Annotated in this window: 16 protein-coding genes and 5 pseudogenes; 10 read left to right on the top strand and 11 right to left on the bottom strand. The window is 63.3% G+C overall.

Going from position 1 to position 24,248, the window contains the following annotated elements; translation table 11 throughout:
* A partial coding sequence (locus GFY24_RS39980; RefSeq protein WP_153810329.1) for an EamA family transporter occupies positions 1 to 483 on the top strand: 483 nt, incomplete at its 5' end.
* Between the two features lie 354 nt (positions 484 to 837).
* Here GFY24_RS39980 and GFY24_RS39975 read toward each other — a convergent pair.
* Positions 838 to 1,902: pseudogene (locus tag GFY24_RS39975) on the bottom strand (IS1380 family transposase); the annotation flags it as partial.
* Positions 1,903 to 2,108: 206 nt separating this feature from the next.
* A pseudogene (locus tag GFY24_RS39970) lies at positions 2,109 to 2,930 on the bottom strand (IS256 family transposase); the annotation flags it as partial.
* Between GFY24_RS39970 and GFY24_RS39965 the strand changes: the two are divergent.
* On the top strand, positions 2,929 to 3,294 hold the full coding sequence (locus tag GFY24_RS39965) for an integrase core domain-containing protein (protein WP_153810327.1): 366 nt from the start codon (positions 2,929 to 2,931) through the stop codon (positions 3,292 to 3,294). The pseudogene GFY24_RS39970 and the gene GFY24_RS39965 sit on opposite strands and share 2 nt — an antisense overlap.
* Here the strand turns inward: GFY24_RS39965 and GFY24_RS39960 are convergent.
* Positions 3,237 to 3,788 (bottom strand): IS110 family transposase, encoded by a 552-nt coding sequence (locus GFY24_RS39960; protein WP_228567135.1) that lies wholly within the window; start codon positions 3,786 to 3,788, stop codon positions 3,237 to 3,239. The genes GFY24_RS39965 and GFY24_RS39960 overlap by 58 nt on opposite strands.
* Positions 3,789 to 3,960: 172 nt before the next feature.
* Between GFY24_RS39960 and GFY24_RS39955 the strand changes: the two genes are divergently transcribed.
* From GFY24_RS39955 to GFY24_RS43995, 5 genes and pseudogenes are all read left to right on the top strand, one after another.
* Positions 3,961 to 4,278, top strand: a complete 318-nt coding sequence (locus tag GFY24_RS39955) for a hypothetical protein (protein WP_153810325.1) — start codon at positions 3,961 to 3,963, stop codon at positions 4,276 to 4,278.
* Complete coding sequence (locus GFY24_RS39950) at positions 4,278 to 4,505, top strand: hypothetical protein (protein WP_153810324.1); 228 nt, start codon at positions 4,278 to 4,280, stop codon at positions 4,503 to 4,505. The genes GFY24_RS39955 and GFY24_RS39950 overlap by 1 nt, the downstream gene beginning before the upstream one ends.
* 476 nt (positions 4,506 to 4,981) lie before the next feature.
* Positions 4,982 to 8,263 carry a protein kinase gene (locus GFY24_RS39945; protein ID WP_153810323.1) on the top strand — a complete coding sequence of 1,094 codons (3,282 nt, stop codon included), beginning with the start codon at positions 4,982 to 4,984 and terminating at the stop codon, positions 8,261 to 8,263.
* 814 nt (positions 8,264 to 9,077) lie between these two features.
* A pseudogene (locus tag GFY24_RS39940) lies at positions 9,078 to 9,455 on the top strand (reverse transcriptase domain-containing protein); the annotation flags it as partial.
* Positions 9,456 to 9,592: 137 nt separating this feature from the next.
* A pseudogene (locus GFY24_RS43995) lies at positions 9,593 to 9,664 on the top strand (transposase); the annotation flags it as partial.
* Positions 9,665 to 9,694: 30 nt separating this feature from the next.
* Here the strand turns inward: GFY24_RS43995 and GFY24_RS43990 are convergent.
* The 3 genes from GFY24_RS43990 to GFY24_RS39920 form a co-directional block, all read right to left on the bottom strand.
* Complete coding sequence (locus GFY24_RS43990) at positions 9,695 to 9,964, bottom strand: integrase core domain-containing protein (RefSeq protein WP_153810322.1); 270 nt, start codon at positions 9,962 to 9,964, stop codon at positions 9,695 to 9,697.
* Between the two features lie 203 nt (positions 9,965 to 10,167).
* Positions 10,168 to 10,941 (bottom strand): transposase family protein, encoded by a 774-nt coding sequence (locus GFY24_RS39925; protein WP_153810321.1) that lies wholly within the window; start codon positions 10,939 to 10,941, stop codon positions 10,168 to 10,170.
* Between the two features lie 129 nt (positions 10,942 to 11,070).
* Positions 11,071 to 11,679, bottom strand: a complete 609-nt coding sequence (locus GFY24_RS39920) for a hypothetical protein (RefSeq protein WP_153810320.1) — start codon at positions 11,677 to 11,679, stop codon at positions 11,071 to 11,073.
* 565 nt (positions 11,680 to 12,244) lie between these two features.
* Here GFY24_RS39920 and GFY24_RS39915 point away from each other — a divergent pair.
* The gene (locus GFY24_RS39915; protein WP_153810319.1) at positions 12,245 to 12,967 is read left to right on the top strand and encodes a hypothetical protein; all 723 of its coding nucleotides are present in this window, start codon (positions 12,245 to 12,247) and stop codon (positions 12,965 to 12,967) included.
* Positions 12,964 to 16,512: a WD40 repeat domain-containing protein gene (locus tag GFY24_RS39910; protein ID WP_153810318.1), complete on the top strand. Its 3,549-nt coding sequence runs from the start codon at positions 12,964 to 12,966 to the stop codon at positions 16,510 to 16,512. The genes GFY24_RS39915 and GFY24_RS39910 overlap by 4 nt, the downstream gene beginning before the upstream one ends.
* Positions 16,513 to 16,530: 18 nt before the next feature.
* Here the strand turns inward: GFY24_RS39910 and GFY24_RS39905 are convergent, their stop codons facing one another.
* Together GFY24_RS39905 and GFY24_RS39900 are read right to left on the bottom strand one after the other, a co-directional pair.
* The gene (locus tag GFY24_RS39905; protein ID WP_153810317.1) at positions 16,531 to 16,941 is read right to left on the bottom strand and encodes a hypothetical protein; all 411 of its coding nucleotides are present in this window, start codon (positions 16,939 to 16,941) and stop codon (positions 16,531 to 16,533) included.
* 194 nt (positions 16,942 to 17,135) lie between these two features.
* Complete coding sequence (locus GFY24_RS39900) at positions 17,136 to 17,567, bottom strand: hypothetical protein (RefSeq protein ID WP_153810316.1); 432 nt, start codon at positions 17,565 to 17,567, stop codon at positions 17,136 to 17,138.
* A gap of 492 nt (positions 17,568 to 18,059) precedes the next feature.
* On the opposite strand from GFY24_RS39900, the gene GFY24_RS39895 reads away from it, so the two are divergent.
* Positions 18,060 to 18,317 carry a helix-turn-helix domain-containing protein gene (locus tag GFY24_RS39895; protein ID WP_153810315.1) on the top strand — a complete coding sequence of 86 codons (258 nt, stop codon included), beginning with the start codon at positions 18,060 to 18,062 and terminating at the stop codon, positions 18,315 to 18,317.
* Between the two features lie 953 nt (positions 18,318 to 19,270).
* Here GFY24_RS39895 and xerC read toward each other — a convergent pair.
* From xerC to GFY24_RS39880, 3 genes and pseudogenes are all read right to left on the bottom strand, one after another.
* A complete protein-coding gene (xerC, locus tag GFY24_RS39890; RefSeq protein WP_153810314.1) occupies positions 19,271 to 20,527 on the bottom strand; it encodes a tyrosine recombinase XerC in 1,257 nt (418 codons plus the stop codon).
* A gap of 1,183 nt (positions 20,528 to 21,710) precedes the next feature.
* Positions 21,711 to 22,778, bottom strand: a complete 1,068-nt coding sequence (locus GFY24_RS43540) for a diguanylate cyclase (RefSeq protein WP_153810313.1) — start codon at positions 22,776 to 22,778, stop codon at positions 21,711 to 21,713.
* A gap of 1,243 nt (positions 22,779 to 24,021) precedes the next feature.
* Positions 24,022 to 24,248, bottom strand: a pseudogene (locus GFY24_RS39880) (ISKra4 family transposase); the annotation flags it as partial.

Here is a 24,248-nt window from a genome sequence, read left to right as displayed (position 1 = left end):
GGACAACACAATCGGCTACACGCCACCAATATCCGCCACCACCTGACCACCCCGGCCCACCAGCCCCGACCCGGAAACATACGTGGAAAAGCTGGGCAGACCAGCGGTTACCCCACACCCAAACCAGTGGGAATGGCCGCCGCCGCGGTCCTGCTCGCACCGCTCGTTCTAATCCCCCAACTCGCCATCGGCGCGGCTGTCTTCGCCGACCCGCGCACCTGGCTACTCGGCCTCGGCGTCGGCGTCCTGTCGAGCGCGGTGCCGTATGCGCTGGACCAGGTGGTCCTGACCGCGGTCGGCCGGGCCCGCTTCGCGTTGCTACTGGCCCTGCTCCCGGCCACCGCGACCTTGGTCGGCGCGATCGCCCTCGCGCAACGCCCGACGGTCCTCGAACTCGCAGGCATCGCGTTGGTCATGCTGGCATTGACCATCAGTGCGATACCCGCTCGCCAACCGGCACCGGAACCACCTGCACCGCTCTGACCAGCCGCATTTGACGTGCGGCTGACTGCCCCGATCGGCAGTCAAACGCAGCGTGTTGCTGACGATCCACTGTGCGCCCTAAATATGAAGCGCCGCTTCATATTTCCGCAGCTTCTGTTCGAATTGTGTTGCGCTACAGGAAGTGGGCGTGACCGAGTCACGTATCCTCAAGTCGGACAGTAGCCTCGATCTTTCGCTGGGGTTATGGCCTGGCCTGATCGGGTTCGGATTGGTGTTTCGATCGTAGTTTCCCGGTTGCGGGCAGGGCAGTCAGCCCGCGCAGCGGGCTGACTGCCGGGTTCCACGGGCCCGGGTGGGTTGGTTTCCTTGGTCGTAGGGATGGTGTCTGGCTGATCAGCCGGGTTGAAGGCGAGCGAACGCGGTGGTGAGCAATCCCGTCCAGGGTGCGTGTCGGGCCAGGTGGAGCCGGGTTGTGCGGGCGTGGCGGGCGATGCGCCCGGCCGCGGAGAACAGCCGCAGCCGTAGGGTTTTCGGTTCCCAGCGGCGTGCATCGTGGTCGGCGAAAGCGAGGGTTTGCATCCACGCGGTCAGGTCCATCGCGAGCGCGATAAGCGCGAGCCAGACGTGGTTGGCGTCGGAGCCGTGGAACGGAAGACTGCGCAGACCAGTGTCTTTCGCGTTTCTGATCCGGTCCTCGCAGCGGGCCCGCCGGCGGTGGCGTAGCTCCAGATCCGGAAGCTGACCTCGGGTGGTGTTGGTGACGAACGCGGTCAACCGCAACCCGTCGCGGTCGGTGAACCGCAGCTGAGCACCGGGATGGGGGCGCTCTTTTCTGACGACCAAGCGCATCCCGGGCCGCCATCCGGTCAACTCGGTGATGCCGGTGGCTTCGGTGACCCACGCGCCGTCGCGGACCTGCCCGTCGGCGTCGTAGGCCGGGATCCAGTCGCCGGGTGAGAGGTGGGTGTCCATGGCGGTGACAATCTCGTCGGTCAGGGTGAAACCGATCGAGTACTGCAGGCGGCGGCGGTGGCAGTAGTCGAGGAACTCGTGGGTGCCGCCGCCGGAATCGGTGCGTACCAACACTTTCCGCCCGACCCGCCATAATGGCTGCCAAGGCAGCTGGTGCAGGGCATCGCGCAGGACCTGCTTGTGGTCCGCAGCAGTATTACTGCCGGCGTTGCCCGGGCGCAGCATCGGCGCGGCGGGCTCGCCGGTGCCTCTCGCGCCGTGGTCGATGAACGACCACAGCGAGTGGAAACCGAAGCCGCGCTTGAACGTTGGCGCCGCGTTCTGTTTCTCCGAGTGCGCGTCGGTCAGGGTCGCGTCGAGATCGATGATCAACGGATCATCGATGCTGATCCCATGATCGGGGGCGTTGGGCCCGGCCAGCATCCACGCCCGTGCTCGCGCGTCCGCGCGGGCGGAAGCGATGGCGGCCAACACTTTCGGTGCGTCCCTCTCGCACCATGCTGGCCGAACTGTTCGGCGTCAGCCGAGGCACCATCCGAAACGCTGTACTCGACGTCCTGCCACTGCTCGAACAAGACGACTTCACCGTCGCGCCCGCACCCACCCGCTACCGCAGCGTGACTGAACTCCTCACCTCGGTACCACAATCCGGCCCGGACACCGGCGAATCGCCACGTTGATTTCTTACGGGTCCTGTGGAACCAGCAACGCTGCTCTCGAGTTTCGGGGAACACCTCGCGCAGCGCACGCCAGAACCCGAGCGCGCCGTCACCGACGGCCAGCACCGGGGCCCTCATGCCGCGGCGGCGGCAGCCCCGCAGCAGATCGGCCCACGACTCGGTTGATTCCCGGTAACCGTCGAAGAGCGCGACCAACTCTTTGCGGCCGTCGGTGCGGACACCGATCATCACCAGTAGGCACAGTTTCTCCTGCTCCAGGCGGACTTTGACGTGGATGCCGTCGACCCACAAATACACGTAATCGGTACCCGAGAGATCTCGGGTGGCGAAGGCTTTGGCTTCGTCTTGCCACTGGCCGGTCAGCCGGGTGATCGACGCTGGTGACAGTCCTGCGCCGGAGCCGAGGAACTGTTCCAATGCCGGACCGAAGTCCCCGGTGGACAGCCCATGTAGATACAGCAGCGGCAACACTTCGGTGACCTGCGGCGACTTACGTGCCCAAGCGGGCAGGATCGCCGAGGAAAACCGCTGCCGCTCACCGGATTCCGGATCCACCCTCTTGTCGCTGACTCGTGGCGCGGTCACCGTTACCGCGCCGGCGGCGGTCAGCACCTGGCGTTCGTTGTGGTAGCCGTTGCGCACCACCAGCTTCCGGCCGTTCTCGTCGAGCTGGTCGGCGAACCGCTCGACATAAGCGGCGACCTCGGCCCGCAACGCGGCTTCGAGCATCCGACGGGCGCCCTCCCGCACGATCTCGTCGATCGGTGAACGCGACACTCCGGCCGCTACACCGTCCTGGTTGGGCTCGGCGCCGCCGTCGATTATTTTGAGCATGGGACGTACCTTCCCGCCCGGCGTTGGCGCGCCAGGACGATCAAACCCGTTGATTCTCAGATCATCCGGCAAGACATCCCTGGTTCAGAAATGTCAAGCAGCAGTGGCCGAAGAATTGGGTGTGCGCCGCTCCGCCGGCCGTACTGGGACATGCTTCGACAATGCGTGGGCAGAATCGTTCAACGGCACCCTGAAGAACGAGCGGGTGAACCGCACCGAATACCCGACACGTGAGCACGCGAGGCGCAACATCATTAGCTATATCGAGTTGCGGTACAACCAGATTCGGCTCCACTCCGGAATTTACTACCACACTCCGAACGAATTAGAATCCGCGTGGTTCGAACGGAACCAGGCAGCCTGAAAAACCAAACATCGCTGTCCGAATTCTTTCCGGCCCCTCATTGCGGCTGTGCGTCTTTCGTCTCTGATCATGGTTCGCCAGCACAGGTCGGCCAGGCGTCGTTTGAGGCAGCGTCTGGCTTCTTTGGGCGATTTTCCCTCAGCGATCTTCTTGTCGTAATAGACGTGGCCCACGCTTGTGCGCATGCGGATCTGGATCATCGCGATCGTGTGCAGAGCCGAGTTGAGTTCCCGGTCACCGTAGCGAGACCAACGGTGACGGACCGAGTCGGCACTGGCGATATCGGCCGGCGCGACTCCGGTGTTATTGGCGTAAGCAGCTGCGGTCGGGAACCGAGTTGCTGTACCGGTGCGACCGATGATCCGGGCGGCTATGACCGGGCCGACACCGGAAGTCGCGGGCGTTCGGGCAAATGAGTATGCCGGCGTGGGCGCTACGCAGACGAACAAGAACAGGTATGCGGATAGGTAGTTCTCCCGCCTTTCATCGTGCATATACAACGAATGCTGGAGCAGACGAATCAGGCACTGTCGCTCGAGGAAGCTCATGAACTATTCACAGAATCGACAGCGAAGTCGCGCCAGCACCATACATGCCGCCCGGCTGCCGTCGAAGTATCTGCTACGGACACGGACACGCATTGAAGACACGAGCCATGTGCAGAGAGTGAACTACGACTCGTCCTGGGTGCGCTCGTCGATGAGCCAGCTCGGCTTCCTCCAGTCGGCGCGATCGATCGATGCGGAGCTGGGGCCACTGATCGACTTCGCTATCCGCTGGGCGCCGTTCGGCGGTGCGGACTGCGGTGATCTGCTGATCTCGTTCGGTGTCGGGCGTCGTAGTTTCGTGGAGATGGTGCATGCCGGTCTACGACCTCGCCGCACCGACAACCAGCAAGTGCGATGGCTCAAACGCAGGCTGCTGGATGCCCTGGCATCGGCCTGGCACGTCGATACTGCGGCATCTCCGGGGTCGGTCCGTTGATGAGGCCGGCGAAAAATGATGGGTTTCCGGCGGATAGTGATGTTCATCTGCGAATCTGGCTGGGCGGCATCGCGTTCGACTATCGGGCGACCGTCAACGCGGCATACCAGCTGATTTGCGATTGGCAGCAAAGGCGCTGGTGCGCAATCGAATTCGTTGAACATGCTACCGAGGAGGGCCTGCCCGAGACTCGGCTGCCGAACGAGCGGCTGTTTCTCGGCCCGTGACCTGGACCGCAGGTTCATGGCACGCCGCTGGTAATTCAGACCCCAGTACGCCGACTGCCGTCGCGACGTCCTCGCTGCTCAGCCCCTTGGCGATCTCATGCCAGAACTCGCGCTCGACCTCCCGCCGAAGCGACGGCGCACCAGGGGACTTCATGGGCGATCTGCCCGTCAACGCCTTCATCCACCCTCCCGGCCTGCCCATCGACACCTCCACAGTCAAGGTGTTGCGACGACCGGTTGGATCCGCCCACTGATCCGCAGCCACAATAGGTAGCAGTCCAATCCGGGGCCACCCTTCCAAGGGTATTCGGCAGTGACGGCCCGGGTGCGGTCCGAGCTGGGTGATGTCGGTTCGCCCGCGTTGCGGTCGCGGCGTCGCTGCGCGAGCTTCACCCGGCGGTATTGTTGGACACGTCATCGAGAGGTGAGCAGTTGTCCATTTGCTATGGCTTGGAGCGGCTGGATCGGCGTAGTCGATGACCGACACCGATCCATCCGTAACGCAACGTGACGTGTCCGGTTCGGTCGTGGCGGAACTGGCTGCGGCCGGGTTCGGCGATGCCGCGGAGATCGGTCGTGGGGGTTTCGGTGCGGTCTTCCGTTGCATGCAGGCGTCGCTCGACCGCATCGTGGCGGTCAAGGTGCTCACCGTCGATCTCGACGAGGACAATCGAGCGCGATTCTTCCGCGAGCAGCGGGCGGCGGGCAGACTGACCGGACATCCCAATATCGTGCATGTCCTGCATGCCGGCGCCACCGCTGACGGTCGGCCTTTCACCGTCATGCCGTATTATCGGCACGGCTCGCTCGACGCGCGGATCCGCCACAACGGACCGCTGGAGTTGCGGGAAGCGCTGCGGCTCGGGGTGAAGATTGCGGGGGCTCTCGAGACGGCGCATCGCCTCGGGGTTCTCCATCGCGACGTCAAGCCCGCCAATATCCTTTTCACCGACTACGACGAGCCGACGCTGGTGGACTTCGGAATCGCCCATATCGCGGGCGGGTTCGTCACCGCCACTGGCATCGTGACGGGCACACCGGCTTTCACCGCTCCGGAAGTGGTTGCCGGCGAGCCGCCGGGCCCCGCCGTGGATGTCTATGGCCTCGGCGCTACGTTGTTCGCCGCGATCACCGGTCATGCCGCGTTCGAACGCCGTAGCAGTGAGCAGTTGGTTGCTCAGTTCGTCAGGATTGCCTCCGAGCCGGTTCCGGATCTGCGGCAGCACGGTATCTCCGCAGATGTCGGTGCTATCATCGAACGTGCCATGTGCAGCGACCCGGGCAGCCGCCCTTCCGCCGTGGAACTGGGCGAGCAACTCCAGGCATCTCAACTCCACCACGGTTTCCCCGTCGATGAAATGGCGCTGAATACCTCGCCCGACGTTGAGCCCGGGGCCGCGCCACCCGAACGGGGGTCGTTGTCGACCGGATCACATGAGCGCCGGCCGTCGAAGACTTCTTCGGGTTCGAGCCGACCGGGTAGGCCTCCGTTGGAAATGACCAGTTTCGTCGATCGACGCACGGAGCTCGCCGAGGCGAGGAATGCGTTGTCGGCCTCGCGGTTGGTGACGCTGACCGGGATCGGCGGGGTGGGCAAGACGCGGCTGGCGGTGCGGGTCGCCACCGCTACGCAGGGTGAGTTCTCCGACGGCGTTGCCTTTGTGGAGATGGGGGAGTCGAGTGACGACTCGCTGCTGGTAGGCATCGTGGCAGGCGCGCTGGGGTTGCCGGACCGGTCGGCGCGGCCCTTGCGTGAAGTGCTCGTCGAGTTCCTTGCCGATCGGAAATTGTTGCTCGTGCTGGACAATTGCGAGCAGATGGTGGCCGCAGTGGCCGAGCTCGCCGAATCGCTGCTTCGCGCCTGTCCTGGGTTGCGGATTCTCGCGACAAGTCGCGAGCCGATCGGCGTCGACGGGGAAGCGGTATTGCCGATTCACCCGCTCCCGGTCCCCGATCCTGATCGGCTACCGAGAGGCCTTCCCCGTAACGCCGCGATGAGGTTGTTCGCCGAACGGGCTGCCGTGGCTGTCGCGGGTTTCGAGATCACCGAGGACAACAAGGTCGCCATTGCCCGGATTTGTCGGCGGCTGGACGGGCTGCCGTTGCCGATCGAGCTGGCGACGGCCCGGTTGCGGACGATGTCGCCCGAGCAGATACTGCAGCGGTTGACCGATCGGTTCGCATTGCTGACGCGTGGCAGCAGGAGCGCACCACCACGGCAACAGACGTTGCGCATGTGTATCGACTGGAGTCACGACTTGTGTACGCCGGCGGAACAACGAGTGTGGGCCCAGCTGTCGGTGTTCACCGGAAGCTTCGAATTCGAGGCCGCGCAGTACGTCTGTGACAAGGATCTTGCAGCAGAGGATCTCTTGGATACGGTGGCCTTCCTAGTCGACAAGTCGATCCTGATCCGGGAGGAGTCGGGTACTGCGGTGCGGTTCAGAATGCTGGACACCGTGCGCGACTACGGCCATGAAAAGGCCCGCCAGACCGGCGAATACCTCGAGCTTTGCCGCCGCCACCGTGACTGGTACGAACGGCTGGCGCTCGATGCGAAAGCCGACTGGTTCGGTCCCCGCCAGCTCGAGTGGACCACCAGACTTCGCCGGGAGCAACCGAACCTATGGCAAGCGCTGGAATTCTGCGTGTCCGACAACCCCGAAGCCGGGATTCGGATCGCCGCCGCCATGTCCCCCTTCTGGGTTTTCCAGAGCTCCCTCAGTGAAGGGCGCCGCTGGCTGAACCGCCTACTCGCACACCGCGGCGGACAGGTCACCGCCGACCAGGCCGCGGCGCTCTACGCCGCCTGCATCATGGCCGCAGTACAGGGCGACCTTCCCGCGGTGGCTGTCCTGGTGCGTGAGGGACGAGTGCTCGTCGAGCAGACCACCGATCCATTGACCCGCGCCCACATCGACTTCGCCGACGGGGTCCTCGGACTGTTCAGCGGGAATCCTTCCGCCGCCCGCCCCCACTTCGAGAAGGCCGTTCAGGTGTACGCCGAACGGGGCGACGCCGTCTTCCAGGTCAACGCTCTCACCCTCCTCGGACTCACCCACGAGTTGCGCCACGACACCGATAGCGCAGTCGAGTGCTACGAGCACGCGCTCGCGATCAGCGAAGAGCGCGGAGAAACGATGTACCGGTCCTACGCGCTGTGGTCGCTGGCCATAGTGTCCTTCCGGCAGGGGAATCTCGCTCGGGCGACGCAGCTGCTTGCGGAGGCACTGCAGGTGAGCCGAACGGTGAACGACCGCACCAACACGAGCACGTGCCTACAAGCGCTGGCGTGGATTGCAGCCGAGGAAAAGGATGCCAAGCGTGCGGTCGTGTTGACAGCGGCGGCGGAGCAGATCGGCCGGTCAGTGGGCACTTCGTCGATACTGTTTTCGGACCTGCTCGTCCACCAAGAAGAGTGTGAGCGCCGAACTCGACAGGCAATGAGCGAGAAGACATACGCCGCGGCTCAGCGGGAGGGTGCCGCGCTCGGTTTCGATGCCGCGATCGCCTACGCCTTGGGGGAACACGTATCTCCTGCACCGACAGATGCCGCTGGTCGCAAACTGACCAAACGGGAGCGGGAAGTCGCCGAACTGATTGCCGAAGGGCTGAAAAATCGGGAGATCGCCGCTCGCCTGTTCATCTCCCCCCGCACCGCCGATGGACACGTGGAGCACATGCTGACCAAGTTGGGTTTCACTTCTCGGGCCCAGATTGCGGCATGGCTCGCGGCATCGCAACATATGAAAGCGTGAAGGCGACTCTTGCTTCCGTAGGTGTGTCCCCCGCGGTTGTGCGTTCTCCGTCGCATGTACGTCGGGGATGTCGGCTCAGTAAGTCAGGATCCTGATAGTGCTGGCAGTCGGCGGGCGGCGCGGTTATCGGGTTCGCCGGACCCGCGTCGGCGCAGGCGATCTGTTCACCCCACGGGATAGGTCCCCACGCTCACCTGCCTACCCGGCGCATCGGCTGGAGGCGATGTCCTCTGCTGGACTCGAACCAGAAACCTTGCCGCACTGCGCGTATCTCGAGGTGACACGCGGCCGAGAGACCCGCGTGGCCACGAACCCCGCTAGCCATGAGTTGATGAAGGCTATCGCCGCCGACGTCCCAGGCCTGAAGATCGTGATCGTGCATCACCCGAGACAGCTTTCATCGGATCGTCGCGTGGAACGAGCGAAATCCGCCTGCCTGAGATCTGCACGCGCAGGCCGGCGGTGCAGGCGAGGATGACACCGACCAGCGCTGCGGACGCTGCGGAGACCGCCCCGCAGGCGAAGAGCCCGACCCGGGGCCCGAATTCCTCGGTGAGCCATCCCACGATGGGACCGCCGATCGGTGTGCCTCCGGTGAAGACCATCATGTACAGCGACAGGCCGTCGCTTAGCCTCGATCCACCGACGTAATCGGGAATTGAAGGGACGGTGAAATAGCAAAAGTGTCCCCTGACCTGGAATGATTGGTGTTCTTCACGCAACAATCAGATCCAGTTCGGAAAGACACTTTCAGTGCGATTGTTCCATACGTTCGCCGAGGACTCGGCACGGAAGGTGGCCCGCTCAGTGCCGGACGGCCTACTACATCGAGGAGGTGCTCGGGGTTTCACGGTTCCTGGCCGAGATCCGCCAGGACCTGAAATCCGGGGCGTTCGTGCCGTTGCCCGTGCGAGAGCGGATGATCCCGAAGGCCGGTGGCAAGTTTCGGCGTTTGGGTATTCCGACGGTGCGGGATCGCGTGGTGCAAGCCGCGCTGAAGCTGGTGTTGGAGCCGATCTTCGAGGCCGATTTCCATCCGTGTTCCTACGGGTTCCGGCCACGGAGGCGGGCGCAGGACGCGATCGCCGAGATTCATTACCTCACCGGGCCGCCACGGAATTATCTGTGGGTGCTCGAAGGTGACATCGAGGCGTGTTTCGACCGAATCGACCACGCGGCCTTGATGGACCGCGAGCAACCCGCAGCAGCGTGACCCACTGATTCGTGGAGAACCCGGTGCTCAGGAATGGGCACGCCGGGTTCGGAGGGCGGCCACGGGAAACGCACCGGCACAACATGTTCCGGCACCGCGCCCGTGGTCGACCCTACCAAGAACGATTGAACAAAGAGATCCACCGCCGCACCGACGTGGTCGGCATCTTCCCCGACTGCGGCGCGATCTGAGGTTCCCCCAAACGGTGGACGGGGGGCTTATGCGGCCGAGGAATCGACAGCGTGGAGTGACCGCTCGTAGCTGTCGGGGCTGAGCATCCCGACCGATGAGTGGCGTCGCCTACCGTTGTACCAATTCATCCATTTGTCAACCACGGCAACAAGTTCGGATTTCGTAGCAAAGGTGTGTCGGTAATAGTACTCGTGCTTGAACGTCGACCACAGACTCTCCGCGCCGGCGTTGTCCCAGCATATTCCAGTCGCCCCCATCGACCTGCGCAGCCCGTGACGTGAGCAGGCAGCGGCCATATCGATCGCCGTGTATTGGCTTCACGCTCGAAGCGACGCCGTTGATCCGGGTCGGCACCAGCACTGCGGTCGAGTACCTTCAGCGCCCGGAAGGCGGTTCTGGTCCCATTTGGCGTCCTGTACAGCACGCCGCTTCGGCTTTGCGCCCGATACACCTCACCGAAGCCTCCGGCGCCAAGGGGCTCCCCGACAATGAGCCTTTTTCATCCTTGGTTGGCTTCGAGTTCGCGGTTCTGGAGAGCGTGAATCGCTTTGGCGAGTTGCCCGGCCTTGTGTGGGCAGCAACGTAGCTTCCGCAGCACTTTCCAGCTCTTGAGCTGGGCGTTGGCGCGTTCACCGGGGGCACGCAGCCGCGCGTGAGCGCGGTTGGCCTGCTTCTGCGATTCGGGCTTGTCGCGGCCCTTGTACGGGGTGAACAGGCCCTCGACACCCTGATATCCCTTGTCCGCCAGTACGATCCAGCCGCTGTGCTCGAGTTCGTGCATAATCTGCCAGATCCAGGCGGCCTTCGTGTCGTGCACGCTGCCGGGCAACGCACCCGACACCCACACGATATCCCCGCGGGGTGTGGCGATGACCTGCACATTCATGCCGTGATGGCGGTGCTTTCCGGAGTAGTAGGGCCGATCGGCGGCCACCCGGTCGATCGGGATCAGGGTGCCGTCCAGGATCAGATAGGCGTGCCCGTCAGTCTTCGCCTGCTTCAGCGCCGAGCGTAGCTTCGGGGCACGGGCCGCCAGCAGTTCCACGGTCTCGCCGACATAGAGCCAGGCGGTGGTCGTCGAGATCTCAAACCCGGCACCGAGATCGGCGTAGGTTTCGGCTTTGCGCAGGTGGGCCAGTGCGAGCAGGGCTTGACGGGCGGGGTCGAGCTTGCGCCAGGCCGACCCGATCGCGCGGCGGTGGCGACGGATCAGTCCGGCGACGAAGTGGAGGGTCTGACGTGACAACGGCAGCGCGGAACGGTAGAACAGCAACGGAAGCCCTTGGGGTACAGCGAGTCTTGGTCGACAGCCGTCCTACCAAGGGCTTCCTCGTATCCAGCGGAGGCGCGCCGAAGCCAGTTCCATTGCCTACCAACGACATCCAATCAGGATGAAAAGGGCTCAGTACTCACCGCGGCGATAGCGGCATCGGCGCCCGAAAGCTTCCATTACCTCCAGGTGTTCACCAGCATCTCTCGAACCACCAACAGCGGCGAGGCTGTGCATATCGATGGTGAATTCGACTGCTCGACAGCAGAATTCATCACAACGCTCCACCGCCTGTACCGGGGATGGGGAATGGCCCTCGACACCAGCGCCCACACCGAACATGATCGACAAACCGGCCGACCGCACTTCCAGGCAACTCGGGTTACCGCTATCGCACGAAGGCCGTAGCCTTGGCCACTGGTTTAGACACTTGCAGCAGCGAGGCGCTACGGCAACCGGATCCTTCGCACAGCCCTGGCCGAAGGAATGACCGACCTGCGTCGCGACGCCCTGACCGAAGCGGCCGAGAACCATATGGCCGTTCGCACCATGGATCGCGTTCGGCAGTTTGGGCAGGCAGCGCTGCCACGCCATGTACATCGACGCGACCACCCGAGCAGCAACGATCAGACTTCGCAGCACATAGGCGATATCACGGAAGGGCTGCCAGGCGATTCCTGGGAGCCTGGAACCGGTGGCTGGGCATAGGTCCTGACTGGGGCCAAGATCGGAGAACACCACGACGTGGTCTCCGCCGCTCGGCCGCAGCTTCCAGTATTGGACTGCATGTTTCGCCCCATTGACACGAAACCTATTGGTATCCATTAGATCTCGCGGTGATCTTCTCCGCTTCTGGGGGATAATCCTGAGCGTTCGCATCCAGATTAGGGAGGCCGCCGCGTGCAGTGGTGGGAATTCTCGTTGCTAGGCGCGGGCGGCGGCGCAGCGGCCGAGCTGTCGGCGATTTTCGGGTGTGTAATCCAGTGGCAAGCTGCGCGGCGGACATCTACCGGGCGAGTTCGAGACCAAGCACCACGATTAAGCAAGTACGTCGATCTTCCGGCCCATGCTTGGACTTTGGGAATTCGCGCTCTGTTGGGGACCGGGGTGGTGGCGCTTCTCGGCGCGACCGGGGGTATCAGCGGTTCCTACGTCGCGGTCGCATTGGGCTTCGCGGCACCCTCGGTCATCGCGCGGCTAGGTGCTCTTCCGCAGATTTCATCCGCGGTAGCCGGATCAGACATGTCGCCGAACGCCGGGGCTCGAAGATCTGTCGGTGCAACCGATGCCGGGTCGGGGAGGGCCGGTGGTGATTGATTCGTTGCCACGTCGCGTACTTGCAGAGCTCTTAGGAGTTGGCTCATACACACATTACGCAGCCTGGGTACCCATCGGCCGAAATTTCCCATTGCGTCGCCGCGTCATCGCTGAACTCCTGGGTGTGATGTTGCGCGAGCCGCTACCGAGTGAGGCGGATGCCCCATCCGAGACCGTGACCACACCGCAGGTGGGCCCGAATGATGTTTCGGCGGAGGTAACGTCGATTTCGGAGGCTCGCAGCTTCCGACTGACTATGCCGGGGATGCACGACTGGCAACTCGCCGCAGGCACCGACGATTCCGGACCGGTTCAGGTTGCCGACCACCCGGAACTCGGTCTGCAAGTGGTGCATACGATCACCTCATCGAATGAGATGTTGCTAGCCGTAACATCGGACGGGACCATCGCCGAAGTTGGTGACATCATTCGGATTCTGCCTACCGAAACCGATTCCAGCAGTGGGGTATTGATCATCCTCTACCCCGGTCGTGAGGGTGAAGCGGTCGGTCAGGTCGTCACCTCGACCATGACGATGACCGAGGAGTTCGAGCTCACCGTGCTATCCCCCGATGAACTGTCGGACACGTTGGCGGTCACCGCCGCAGTCCGGGCGTCAACCGCTGCGGGCCGCAACGCATGGCGTCTTGTCGCTGGTGCACTGCCACATGGTCACCCGATCCGGAGCGCTGTCGTCGACGGACTCCAATGACCGAGCTGCCCACTCCCGCATCGGATTCGGCGGCAACGATGGCATCGGCCGCCGCGCGGGCCATCGCCCGGCAGCAGTTGGCCACCGCGCTGACCGGAAATGATCAGCGGTGGCGTCGTATCTGCCAGCAGGCGGTCGCTGACGGTGCCCACGCAACCCTGGCTTTGTTGGCCGCGGGTAGTACAGAGGCGGCCGCGCTCGCGAGTACCCGGAACATGCCTCAGCACTCCGGTGCCGCCGTCCTTGTGCGCCGGACGGTCGAGGAAGAGCGATTGTGGCTCCAGCCCGAGCTGCTCGATGGGGAGACCGCACCACACCCCGAGTCGGCGTCCGATTCCACGGACGAGGCCGCCGCGCCCATCGCTGCTGACCTGGCGGCGGGGCTCGCGACGGCCGCATTGGCCAAAGGCATCACAGGTGCCTGGCCGGTCGAACACGCATGCGCGGAGTTTCTGCGCCACGCGGACGGTAGTGGCCTGCATTCGGTGGGAAGTCAGTTGATCTCGGCCCGCGACCTCGAGGGAGTTGAGGATCCGAGACTGCTCGACGTCGTTCTCCACCTGATCCGACGGACTGACTCTCCGGCCCGCGGGTATGCGATCGTCGCCGCTCTCGACCTCGCGGGCCTCATTCCGAGAAAGCTTCGCACCACTTATGTTTCGGTTCTCTTCGCCCTTCGTGATGCGGACGGGCACCGGGGTGAGGCGGGAACGCTGAAGTTGATCCAACTCCAGCACGGACCGAGCGGACTGCATCCCGATCCGGCAAGAATGAGTTTCCTTCAAGCCGACTCGAAGGTTACCGAGAGTCTGACCGCGGCGTGGCTGACTTCTTCGCTGGCAGCAACCGATGCGTGCGTGTTGTGGTCGGTGGAGCGTGATCGCCGTGGCCCAGCCAACGCGATTCACGGTGGATCCATGGCGGCGGCAATTGCGGTCGCACTCGACGACCTAGCGCCGCGGTGGCAGCGTTTTCGGCAGCTGCGTCCACGGCGACTCGACCACAAATGCGCGATTACCGCAGGCTTGTCCGGTGAAACCCTCACTGGGGTAACCGGATACAAGGAGAAGTTCGAAGCTGCGCAAGAGCGCGGACTGCGGGTTGTGGTCGCTGAGTCAGAACTCGAATCGGCGCGGCCCCAGGCACCGCCCGGGCTGATACCGCTCGGTGCGAGCACGCTCAGAGAGGCAGTCAGGCGGACACGCACCAAACTCAATCTCAGGCTGTATACGGTCGTTACCGTAACGATGCTACTCGTGGCAATCGGCGGCGGTGCGTTCACAATGGTGCAAAGGGCCCAGCATCAGAGCGAAATCGTTTCTCTCGCAGCCTCTTTAGCGACGAGGTCGTCTGAGCTAAGTAACAGCGACTCACGAATGTCCGCGCTCATGGCCTTGGCGGCGGATCGGCTGCACCCCACCGAGGCCAGTCGCACCGCCATGCTCAATGCCGTGCAGAACAACCAATCCGTCCGTGCGACCGGTGTTGCCGAGAGCAACGGCCCGGTCAGCAGTCTCGCTGCCTCCGGCGAAGTTCTGTTGACGGCAGGGCGTTCCAATGTGGTCAAAGCATGGAGAATTCCACGTATGGAGCCTGTCGGCGAGCTGCACGTCGACGAGTCGGTACGTGGTGTTGTCGCAGGCGCACGTGACAGTTTTGCGATCGTCGATCGCAGCAAGATGCGTATCTATCAGGGTGCTCTGGGAAGGCTCCCCGTGGAAGTCAAGGCGCTTGAGCTGCCGGACGCCTCAGCGCTTTTCAAGAAGAGGATCTTCGGGCCTTTCTTCGATGACAGGACCGGCGCCTATGCGGTGATCGACGAGGACTTCGATGGTGTCTATTGGGCTCCTGGAATGGCCCGCGCGGCGTCCTTCGCGCTTCGTGGCGAAGCCGGAGACGGAGCGGCGAAGATCGTTGCCAGCAGCGATTTCGGTGCCCTCCATCAGTGGTTGTTCAACACGGGCGACGACCGCAACATCCAGTCGCTGCTCCTCGGTACCGATCAGCGACAGATTTTCCGGCTCGCGGTACACAAAACGCCCGATGGGACACCGCGTTTCGGGCTGGATGCGGTCGTGGCTGCTGCTGATGTCATGGCACCCATCACCTCACTGTTCTACTCCGACGACGACATTCAGATCGGGACCGAGCAGGGGATCCAGCGCTGGGACGTTCCAGCCGCTCTGACTCGCGCATTTCCATATGGCGGCATTTCCGAGCGTGTCGATGCCCAATTGTTAACGGGCGCGGGCGTCGTGGCGCTGACTCCGTCCGGGTTGAAGCTCATGAAATTGAACGGAATAACGGTTCCCCTCAACAACATCAGTGCTGCTGCCGCGGCACATGGGCTGGTCACCAGCATCGCGCGGGCCGGTGACCTGAACGGGTTCCTGGTCGGCCGCAACGACGGTCGAGTGCTGATTCTCGACCCGACCTACCGATGGTTGGGACTTGAAGACCGCCCGCGGTCCAATCTCGTCGCATTCACTCCGCAGAATCTGTTACTCACTACGTCACCCGCTGATCCGCAACGGACCGACAGCCTCCGCGTCTCCTCGGTGCCCGCACCGGAGAAGAATCGCACAGACACCAATTTGAAGGTCTACAACATATCTGGCGCAGGAGATGGGCTTCCGTACATCAATGACGCCGCAGGAAATGACAGGATCGTTGTCGCGGCAGGGCAGAGTCGCCAGACCGGCGGCAGGTTGTGGGTGTGGGACGCGCAGAGCTGGAAGGTTCTGGTTGAGTTGGACTTTCGTGCCGAAACGCCTACAGCGAACATCGACATGGTTACCAACATCGTGCTCGCGCCGACTCTGAATGTTGTCGCGGGCCTCAACCCGGGGCGAGGAGATATCGGTATCTGGTCGACAGCGGATTGGCAGCGCGTCGCGACGATCCCGATCGTGCATCACTCGGGGTACGAAGATTTGACTGCGATACGAATGACGGCGTCCACAGACGGAACAACCTTGCTCGCGCAAGTGACGCGTGCCAATCCACGGCGCAGCTACCAGGCCGTAATCGACCTACGCAATCGACGAGTCGTTCGCGAACTTGCCATCGAAGGAGATTCTTGGTTATCTCCCGATGGTACGAAGTTCGCGGTCAGCCCCAATGGTCGTGATCTCGTGCTGTATGACATCGAAGGCCGGAGACTCAGCGCCGCAATCGATTTGAAAACCCAGATCAATGACGTGTCGTGGCGTCCCGATGCCGGCAGGCTCGCGCTCAGCCTGAGTGAGGCCAGGCAGGTCGTGTTCATCGACACCGCACGGATGCTCCCGGACGGGCCGCCCTGGAACACCACTACCGGCACGGCGCCTTACCAGGCAGCATGGAGCCCCGACGGCACCTTCCTCGCAATCAACTCCGGCGTCGTCAGCAACGACAAACCTGTGCCCGCGTCGGTCCAGCTTCTTCGTCCCGGCAGCATCAACTGGCCCGAGGCGTTGTGCGCCATCGCCGGCACAGATCTCACCGATCAGGAATGGAGATCGATCGCGGGTGCTGTCGCCTCGCGTCCGCAGTTGTGCCCTTGAGTCAGCGAGGTAGCTCGCTCAGCTCTCTTTGTGGACGTTCTCCAGCACCATCGTGGTTCCATCCCACCGCAGGCTCCCGACCATCCGGAGCCTTGGATCATGTTTGCTATCGGTGGGTCCGGGTGTAAGCCAATGAATTTCGACCTTGCCGTCAACTATCGAGAGTTCACGGACGACATCATCGTTGGGTGTCACGTGGCCGAGATCGACTCCGCCCAAATACTTTGCGCCGACGGTATACACCTGCACGGTCTGGGCCCAGTACGGCGCGCCTTCGGCCGAGGTGCATTCGGTGACAAGGGCTCCATCGTCGACGCCGTCGCCGGTGACGTCGCCGAATGCCACCGCGTAGCTGTCATCTGTGCCGGTCCTCTGGTATATCTCGACGAAGCCATCATTCGGATTTTGAAGCGGAAGTCGTCCGTTCACCAGGTTGCCGGGCTCATGACGGCACAGGCCAGGTACGGGCGCGGAGAGCAGAGTTTCGAGGGTAACTGCATTCGGATCAGTCTTCGTCGAACTGCGATCATTATGCGAAGAGCAGGCTGTCGCCAAAATAACTGCGCAACAGAGAATCTCCATGTATTTCGCGCCGACAGTTCCAGTTCGTCGGCCTGCGCAACTCAACATGACTCATTCGAATATGCCGCACCGATACTCGGTGGGCGTGCCGGACCGTCTTCATAGATGGTAGATGCGATGAGCTTCGTCTTATCGTTCTCGTTCCATGCCCGAACGATCACAGCGCGCGAACCTTGGCCGCCGCTCAGCACCAGGCAGTCATGGCAATGATCGTCTCGCATCACGCCGGTCAGTACCGGCGTTGCCCGCTCCCCCGCGATCCGGCGAAGCAGCGGACCACACGAATTCTCCGTAGATAGCCGTGTCAACAATCCGTACAGGCGAAACGCCCGATCGTGTTCGGTGGCTGGGATCGCGCCGCAGACCTCGCCAATGCTCACCAGCAGTCGCTCGATCAAGCCTGTCCCAGTTCGTCCACGAACGCCGCAAACTAGAAGCGACAGAGGGGAATAGAAGAATTCTGCCTCCGTCATGCGATCATCCCCCGCCATTCTATGCTGCAATGTTGACCGTAATTCAGACTAGGACCCAAATAGATATCGGGTGGGAGAACCTCAATATTTGCAACATAGCGGGCCAGTCGGTTTAGAGTAGTCGGCTCTCGACTTCGCCTTGGACGGCACGACCTTCGAGTCGACGAGGCAGCTGTAGCCGCCCGGGAAACTGGCCAGTTCTCCCCGCCGCACAGCTGATTCGAACCAGTTCGAACTCGTGGGCGCCCTGACTCGGTGCTGCGACTCCGTTCAGAAGGGTGAAGGTCGCCGGGTGAGCTACGTGGGGCCAGCGCCGCGAACGGGACTGATGTGATCACCGCGTGGCAGCGCAGGGTGGCTTCGTGAATTCTGCCGAGCGACAACCTCTTCCCGTCGGCAGCGGATCAGGTCAAACGTCACTGACAGAACAGGACGGTATCCTGAAGGTCGCGAGGGACTGACCGGGCAACAAGCCTGTCAGGAGCTTTTTTTATGTCCGAACACCCTCGTATTCAACGCGATGCCACCGACACGGGTGCTGGAGAAGCGTTGCGACGCCTGCTGGTCGAGCCGACGATATCGATCCCTGACGCGGCCAGGCTCCTCGGGATCGGACGTTCCACCGTCTATGCCGCAGTCAAATCGGGTGAGCTACCCGCTATTCGGGTCGGCCACCGAGTGCGCATTCCGTCCACATGGATTCGCGAGGCACTACGGGTCGATGACGAACCGGACATCGGCACACGGTAGAGCTTCTTCGACTGGCCGACGCAGCATTCCCTCGTCCGCCGCCGCGCTCGTTTACCGCGTAGTGCCGATCCTGCGTCTGGACAACGGGAAGGTCCCACTTTCGCTCGGTCGAAGGGTAATCCCGCGGCCTCATACCTGTCCCCACGAACGGACGGCGAGGCGAAACAACGGCACGCGACCTTACGTGTTGGTGCACCCGCACTCCTACCCCTTCCGCACATCGTCGATGCTTCCCTGCGCCGAAATGCTTGCACCCAGCCGAAATTCGCCAACGGGCAGCGGGTTCGGGGCCATCATGTCCTTCAGGGAGTCTCGGTTATGCCCGAGGCTAGGAGGCGGCCCGGCATTGACCCAGATGTGAAGCGGCCCCGAGCCCGGTGCTCCGATGGCCGAAGACTCCCCCCGGACTCGGGGCCGAAGGGGCGCGGCCTGACCGACTACCACTAGAAGGCGGGCCGCGCCCTGGGACCGACGCTACGGGCGGTCTGCGCAATGTCTCCGGACACACGAACGGCCTCACGCTACGGGCATGAGGCCGAGTGTGGAATGTCGGCCTATGGGACCGAGTCGTCCGGGTGTCGAGTGTGAAAGGAGTTCGAACCGTTCGACGTCTCCAGGATACCGGCGGGTAGTTCCGTTCCGGCACACATACCCGCCGTGCCTAGACTCGCATATCCGCAGGTACCGCCAGGTTTCCAGCGTGCCGAGAGCTTGCCAAGACTGGGCGATACGCCCTGGACTCAGTGACACGTCCTGGACACGGAAACCGCCTCTACCTGGACTGAGTGACACACCCTGGACACCGGAACACAGGTTCCGGCTCCCTGGGGGTCAAGTGGTCGCAGGTTCAAATCCTGTCAGCCCGACAGATGAAAATCCCCTCCGACCTCGGTCGGAGGGGATTTTTTCTGCCCATCCATCGGGCCGAGATTTGGCCCGATCTCACAAAAATCTCACGTTTTCGGCTGCTGTCCCCGCGCCCAGCGCTCGAGGCCCTCGCGATTGTCCGGCGCGGTCTCGGGGATATCGATGTAATGGCGTCTCGCCACAGCCTCGGTGTTGCCCAGTTGCCGTGCCGCTCGCTCGGGATCGCCGTAGGCGTTGTCGACCGCGGTGCCGACGCCGCGCCGAAACGTCCGGGGCGTGACCCACGCGTAGTTGTCCCCGCGCGCGGCGCGCCAGCTGCGCCCGAAGTTGTTGGGGCTGCGCAGCGAACCGTTGCGGGCCGGGAACAGCACGCCGTGCGGGTTCGGCCGTCCGGTGACCTCCAGGTCCTTGAGCGCCTCGCGGCACGCTTGCACGGCATGCTCCGGTAGCAGCAGCCGTCGCCACCCGTGCACCGACTTCGGGAGCGGTTTACGCACCCACCCGCCGGTGCCCAAACCCTTCACCTCGACCAGCGTCCCCGTGACATCGAGGTAAGGGATCGTGGCATCGAGATCGACATCCTCCAGCCGCACGGCGAAGACTTCGTCCGGGCGTATCCCGGTGCCGCAGATCAGGTCGGTCACCCACACCACCGACCAGTCGCGCGGCGGACCGGACGTATAGGCCGGAGTGCCGGGCACTGCGTCCCCGGCAGCCCAGGCCCGCACCTGAGCCCGGAAGCCGGGCAAGACATCCTGGTCTTGGACCTTGCCTCGGGCCTGGGTGCTACGCCGGGTGAACGGGCTCACGCCGTCGACGGGATTGGTGTCGAGAGCGCCGTGACGGACCGCGATCTGCATCATCGCTCGCAGAACGATCTTGTGCTGCTTGGCCTTACGGCGCAGGCCCTTCGCGACGAGACGCTCGAGTTCACCGGCGGTGGCCTGCCACACCTGCAGGTGGCCGATCGAGTTCTCGATCTTGATCGTCCCCGGGTCCGCGCGCTTGTCGGTCGATACGTAGATCTCGCGCCGGTAGTCCTCCACATTTCCCGCTGTGCAGGCATCATCGGCCTCTAGTTCCGCGATGAGCTCGGCGGCAAGCTCGATCAGCTTGGTACTGCGGGTGATTCGCTTGTATCCCAACTGCTCTCGATAGTCACGCATCGCCTCGGCAAGCCGGTTTCCGGCGTCGTCGGCACTGCGGCCCAGACGCTCGATCTGATGAGGTGGCCCCGACGCGCCGTAGAAGCGAACCGTCGTGCGCCATCGCCCGTTCTTCTGCTTCTTCGGCTTCGACGGAACACCGAACGTACCCACCGGCTTCGGGATCCGGCCTCCCATCAATCACCTCCATAAATCTGGATCGTTGCTGCGAGCGCCCGCCTCTCATCAATCGGTAGGTCTGGTTGTGGTTTCTGTGCCTGACGGCCGAGAAGGTGGTGCAACGCAGTGATCGTCGAATCTCTCGGACCGCTGGTAGCTACAGCATTCAAGACTGGGCACCGTCAGGAAGCCGCACAAGTCCTGAAGATTCACTGAATGATTGCTACTGCTGCCGAGTCACCGAGACCAGTCCTGAACACTCGCCGATGCGACAACCGGCAGCCGGTGGGCACGTGAGGTTTGCGCTCGATTCGATCGTCATCCCTATGACTCCGTCCACCAAGAACTTCATCAGGTTGTGATCGGCTGCGCGAACCGCATTGTCGCTCAGCCTGATTCCCCACTCGAACGCCAAGCGTTGTCCTCGCCAATGACCATCCAGACAACCTGTGGTCAATAATTTCCGTTGCGCCCCAGAGAATCTCGACGCGAGCCCTGCGCCGAACGCCATGTGGGACAGCGGGTGCGAGGGTCGATGCGGTCAGATGCCCCGGCGAACGAACGCTGGTTGGAATAAGCCCCTTATGGTGGACCTAGCTGAACATTATTCCAACCGTGCTGACCTGCAGAAACTCGAAACTACCCGCGCCAAATACGACAGGCCAGAGGCGGGGGTATCTCACCTCCACTCGAAACACAGCGCCTCACGGCGCAAACGAAGTCTGTGCCAGATCCCGGATTGGCGTGCTGTTGACAGGGGGCTCTGGAACGCAGAGGGATCCTGGGCACCGTTGCGCGACTCCCCATATGGGGACACGCATCACGCCGATCACCGAAACCGCTCCGTCGAATCCGAATCTGGCCAACGTAGCCCATGCCAACCGCCATTCGCGTCACAGTCAGAAGGGCGAAGCGATGACCCCGAAAGTCTCCCCTACCAATCCCACTCGACAAGTGCCGGACCACCGTGTTCGATGGAGAAGTTTCTTTGCAGCCGCAGCGCGGTGGTGCTCGAACCCGCCATCGCGGCAATCTCACGGACTTACGGCGTCCGGCTGACATCGCGGCGACCGGCCCGTGCCAGCCCATCTCGGAATCTGCCCGGACCTGCGTACAACTGCCCAGCGATCCTGCTTCTGCACGGAAGGGCCGGACCCCCGCCCCGGCTAGTGGCGGTACGATCCGACCGCGCTGGTTCCGCTCACGTCGTGACGACCACCATGTTTCCGCCCAGCTGTTTCGCGCGGTACATCGCGGCGTCGGAGCTTCGGATGAGGTCCTGGAGGCTCGCGCCTACTGGTCCGCTGTCGGTGACGGCGACCCCGACGCTCGCGGTAACCGGGCCGCAGTCCGATTCAACGGCCTGGCACATTCGCTCGGCTTCGGCGACTGCGCTGTCCTCGGCCAGGCGCGTGAGGATTATGAACTCCTCACCGCCGCTGCGGGCGACTACCGTGCCCGATGGAACGCTTGCCCGAAGACAGGTCGCGACCCGAACCAATGCCTGGTCACCGGCGGAGTGGCCGTAGGTGTCGTTCAAGTTCTTGAACCGGTCCAGGTCGACGGTTATCAAACCGAGCGGGCCGCAGGCGCGGGGCCTGAACCAGGCTGACGAATAGTAGTCCAGACCTCGGCGGTTCAGGAGACCGGTCAACGGATCGGTCAGCGCATCGATTCGCAGCACCCAATAGCAGAACTGCAGTGCTGGCATCAGCATGACCGTCACGGCGGCTGTGGTCAGCACCACCGACGCAGCCTCGGCGACATCATTGCCGTGCTCCCGCAGCATCAGACCAGCCAGAAGCAATACAGATACCAGTGACCATCCCTCATGCAGCACCAGAACCCGTGGTCCGTGGAACATGGCGATATATCCGCCCGGCGCGACCAGCATCATCAGGCTCAGCGTCCCGAACAGCCGATTGCTGTCGGCCAGGCATCCGCAGGTGATGAGCACGTCCACGGTGGCCATTCGAGCGAGTGAAAACCGTTCGTTCGGCCATGGCCAGAACCCCCAGAGCACTGTCCCGGCGATCATCATCGTGGTGGTGAATACGGTGATTGCTCTCGCCCACCCTGCGGGACCGGCAGTGGAGTACAGGCTGAGGCCCGTGATCACAGCCAGCGAGAGGCTGACCATCACGACGATACTCTTCATCATGCCCAGCGCCCCGCGCGCTTTGAAGGTACGGACCAGCCAGCGGTAATCCAGGGGATCGCGCCACCACGAGCGCAGAATCCCCAGCCTGATCGAACGCGATCCGCTCACCTGCACCGCCAGCCCAGTCCATCGTCGGCTACCGGTAGAGTCTAGCGCCGTTCCATCGCGCAAGGCTTCACCGGGCAGTCACCACTTCCGGGGACGACAAGTAGGTCGAGCTCGCGGGCACCGGCATGACCGTTTTATTTCGCAAATATTGAGCATGCCGGAAACACTCGCCGGACCGACGTCGCGGCGGATGCGAGCGCAATCGTTAGCGTGTCATCGAAATTTGCGCCGCTACATGCGATAGCCGATACCCGAGCGCCATCGCGAGGGTCTGCGCCCCGCCGAGCGGCGAGGTTTGCAATAAAAATCAGCGCCGCGCAGAGATCGAAACGCAAACGCCAGCAGAGGCCGAGAACTCCGCACATGGATGCGTGAAAGGTGACCACACTCTGACCACGCAGTACCCCGGCACCGCGTACGCCACCGCGTCCCAATCGGCGGCGGTGACCGCCGAGTACTCCGGCACCGCCACGGTCAACGCTCGTCCGACAGCACCTCGGTCGTGGCCGCCACGGGCGCCGGTACCGGCAGCGCGGGCTCGCTCGGCACCCTGTTCGGCGGACTGGGCTCATGCAAGTAGCGGAATCCGGTGCGGTGTCCTCCCGGCACCGCACCGGCTCAGGGTCAGGGTCGGGCAGTCGCCCGTTGAGTTCCTCAGGTGCAGATCCGCAGCCAGCGGCCCGATCTGCCTGCTCCACATCCAGCCGCTGGTACCGATTCCGTGTAGGAGTACGACTGTCGGTGCATGCCGGTCTCCGGCGAAGATCGGGGCCGAACCCAGGTAGTGCAATTCGCTGGAAAACGGCGGTCACAAGCTCGGCGGCCAAATACGCGAAGGTCAGCGTCCATGCGACGGCGGCGATGGTGTGCCGCAGCGGCCGAGCGGCGGGCCACGTGATCTCACCGACTCCCGATCGAACGACATTGGGCTGCAACTGAATCGGCGCAGTCGATGCACGGTTTGGATGGTCGGTGAGGCGGTCGACGATGGTTACGAGAGGCCCGTTACCTACCGCGCGCGGATAGCTCGAGCCGATAGCACCAACTGCCGAGCGTTGCGGGAAGAGGCGGAGCGAGTGATCGAGGCGAACTCATCATGGTGGTCCATCTACATCGGAGCTGTGCGGAGCGGGCGGTGCGCGGCCCGTGTCGATTCACTAGATTCGAATCACGTGTACGGACGCACACACCGCTCAGCGATTACGGACTGGGTTGGGAGTAGCTCTGCTGCAGTGACGGTTCATCAGGCCGCGAGTCGGTAGTCCTCGGGGTGGGTGCGGTGGTGTTCGCGGGTGAGGTGGTATGCCCAGTAGGTGTCGAAGTCGCCGTTGTCGATCACGGCCCGGAGGGTGAGGATGGCTTCGGCTCCGGTCAATCCCCATCGGGCGCCGCCGATGTCGAGGCGGTCGGCGATGAGGTGGCGGGCTGCTCCTTCGATGACGCCGGTCGCGATTGGCCAGCCGTTGGTCA

Origin of the sequence: Nocardia sp. SYP-A9097, assembly GCF_009649815.1 — a bacterium.
Classification (GTDB): domain Bacteria; phylum Actinomycetota; class Actinomycetes; order Mycobacteriales; family Mycobacteriaceae; genus Nocardia.
This window is presented reverse-complemented; position numbering and strand designations above follow the sequence as displayed.

Coding starts and splice junctions, on each gene's coding strand:
- GFY24_RS39965 (WP_153810327.1), top strand. CDS start 2,929: ATGGGACGTACCTTCCCGCCCGGCGTTGGCGCGCCAGGACGATCAAAC.
- GFY24_RS39960 (WP_228567135.1), bottom strand. CDS start 3,788: ATGCACGATGAAAGGCGGGAGAACTACCTATCCGCATACCTGTTCTTG.
- GFY24_RS39950 (WP_153810324.1), top strand. CDS start 4,278: ATGAGGCCGGCGAAAAATGATGGGTTTCCGGCGGATAGTGATGTTCAT.
- GFY24_RS39945 (WP_153810323.1), top strand. CDS start 4,982: ATGACCGACACCGATCCATCCGTAACGCAACGTGACGTGTCCGGTTCG.
- GFY24_RS43990 (WP_153810322.1), bottom strand. CDS start 9,964: ATGGCCGCTGCCTGCTCACGTCACGGGCTGCGCAGGTCGATGGGGGCG.
- GFY24_RS39910 (WP_153810318.1), top strand. CDS start 12,964: ATGACCGAGCTGCCCACTCCCGCATCGGATTCGGCGGCAACGATGGCA.
- GFY24_RS39900 (WP_153810316.1), bottom strand. CDS start 17,567: ATGACGGAGGCAGAATTCTTCTATTCCCCTCTGTCGCTTCTAGTTTGC.
- GFY24_RS39895 (WP_153810315.1), top strand. CDS start 18,060: ATGTCCGAACACCCTCGTATTCAACGCGATGCCACCGACACGGGTGCT.
- xerC (WP_153810314.1), bottom strand. CDS start 20,527: ATGGGAGGCCGGATCCCGAAGCCGGTGGGTACGTTCGGTGTTCCGTCG.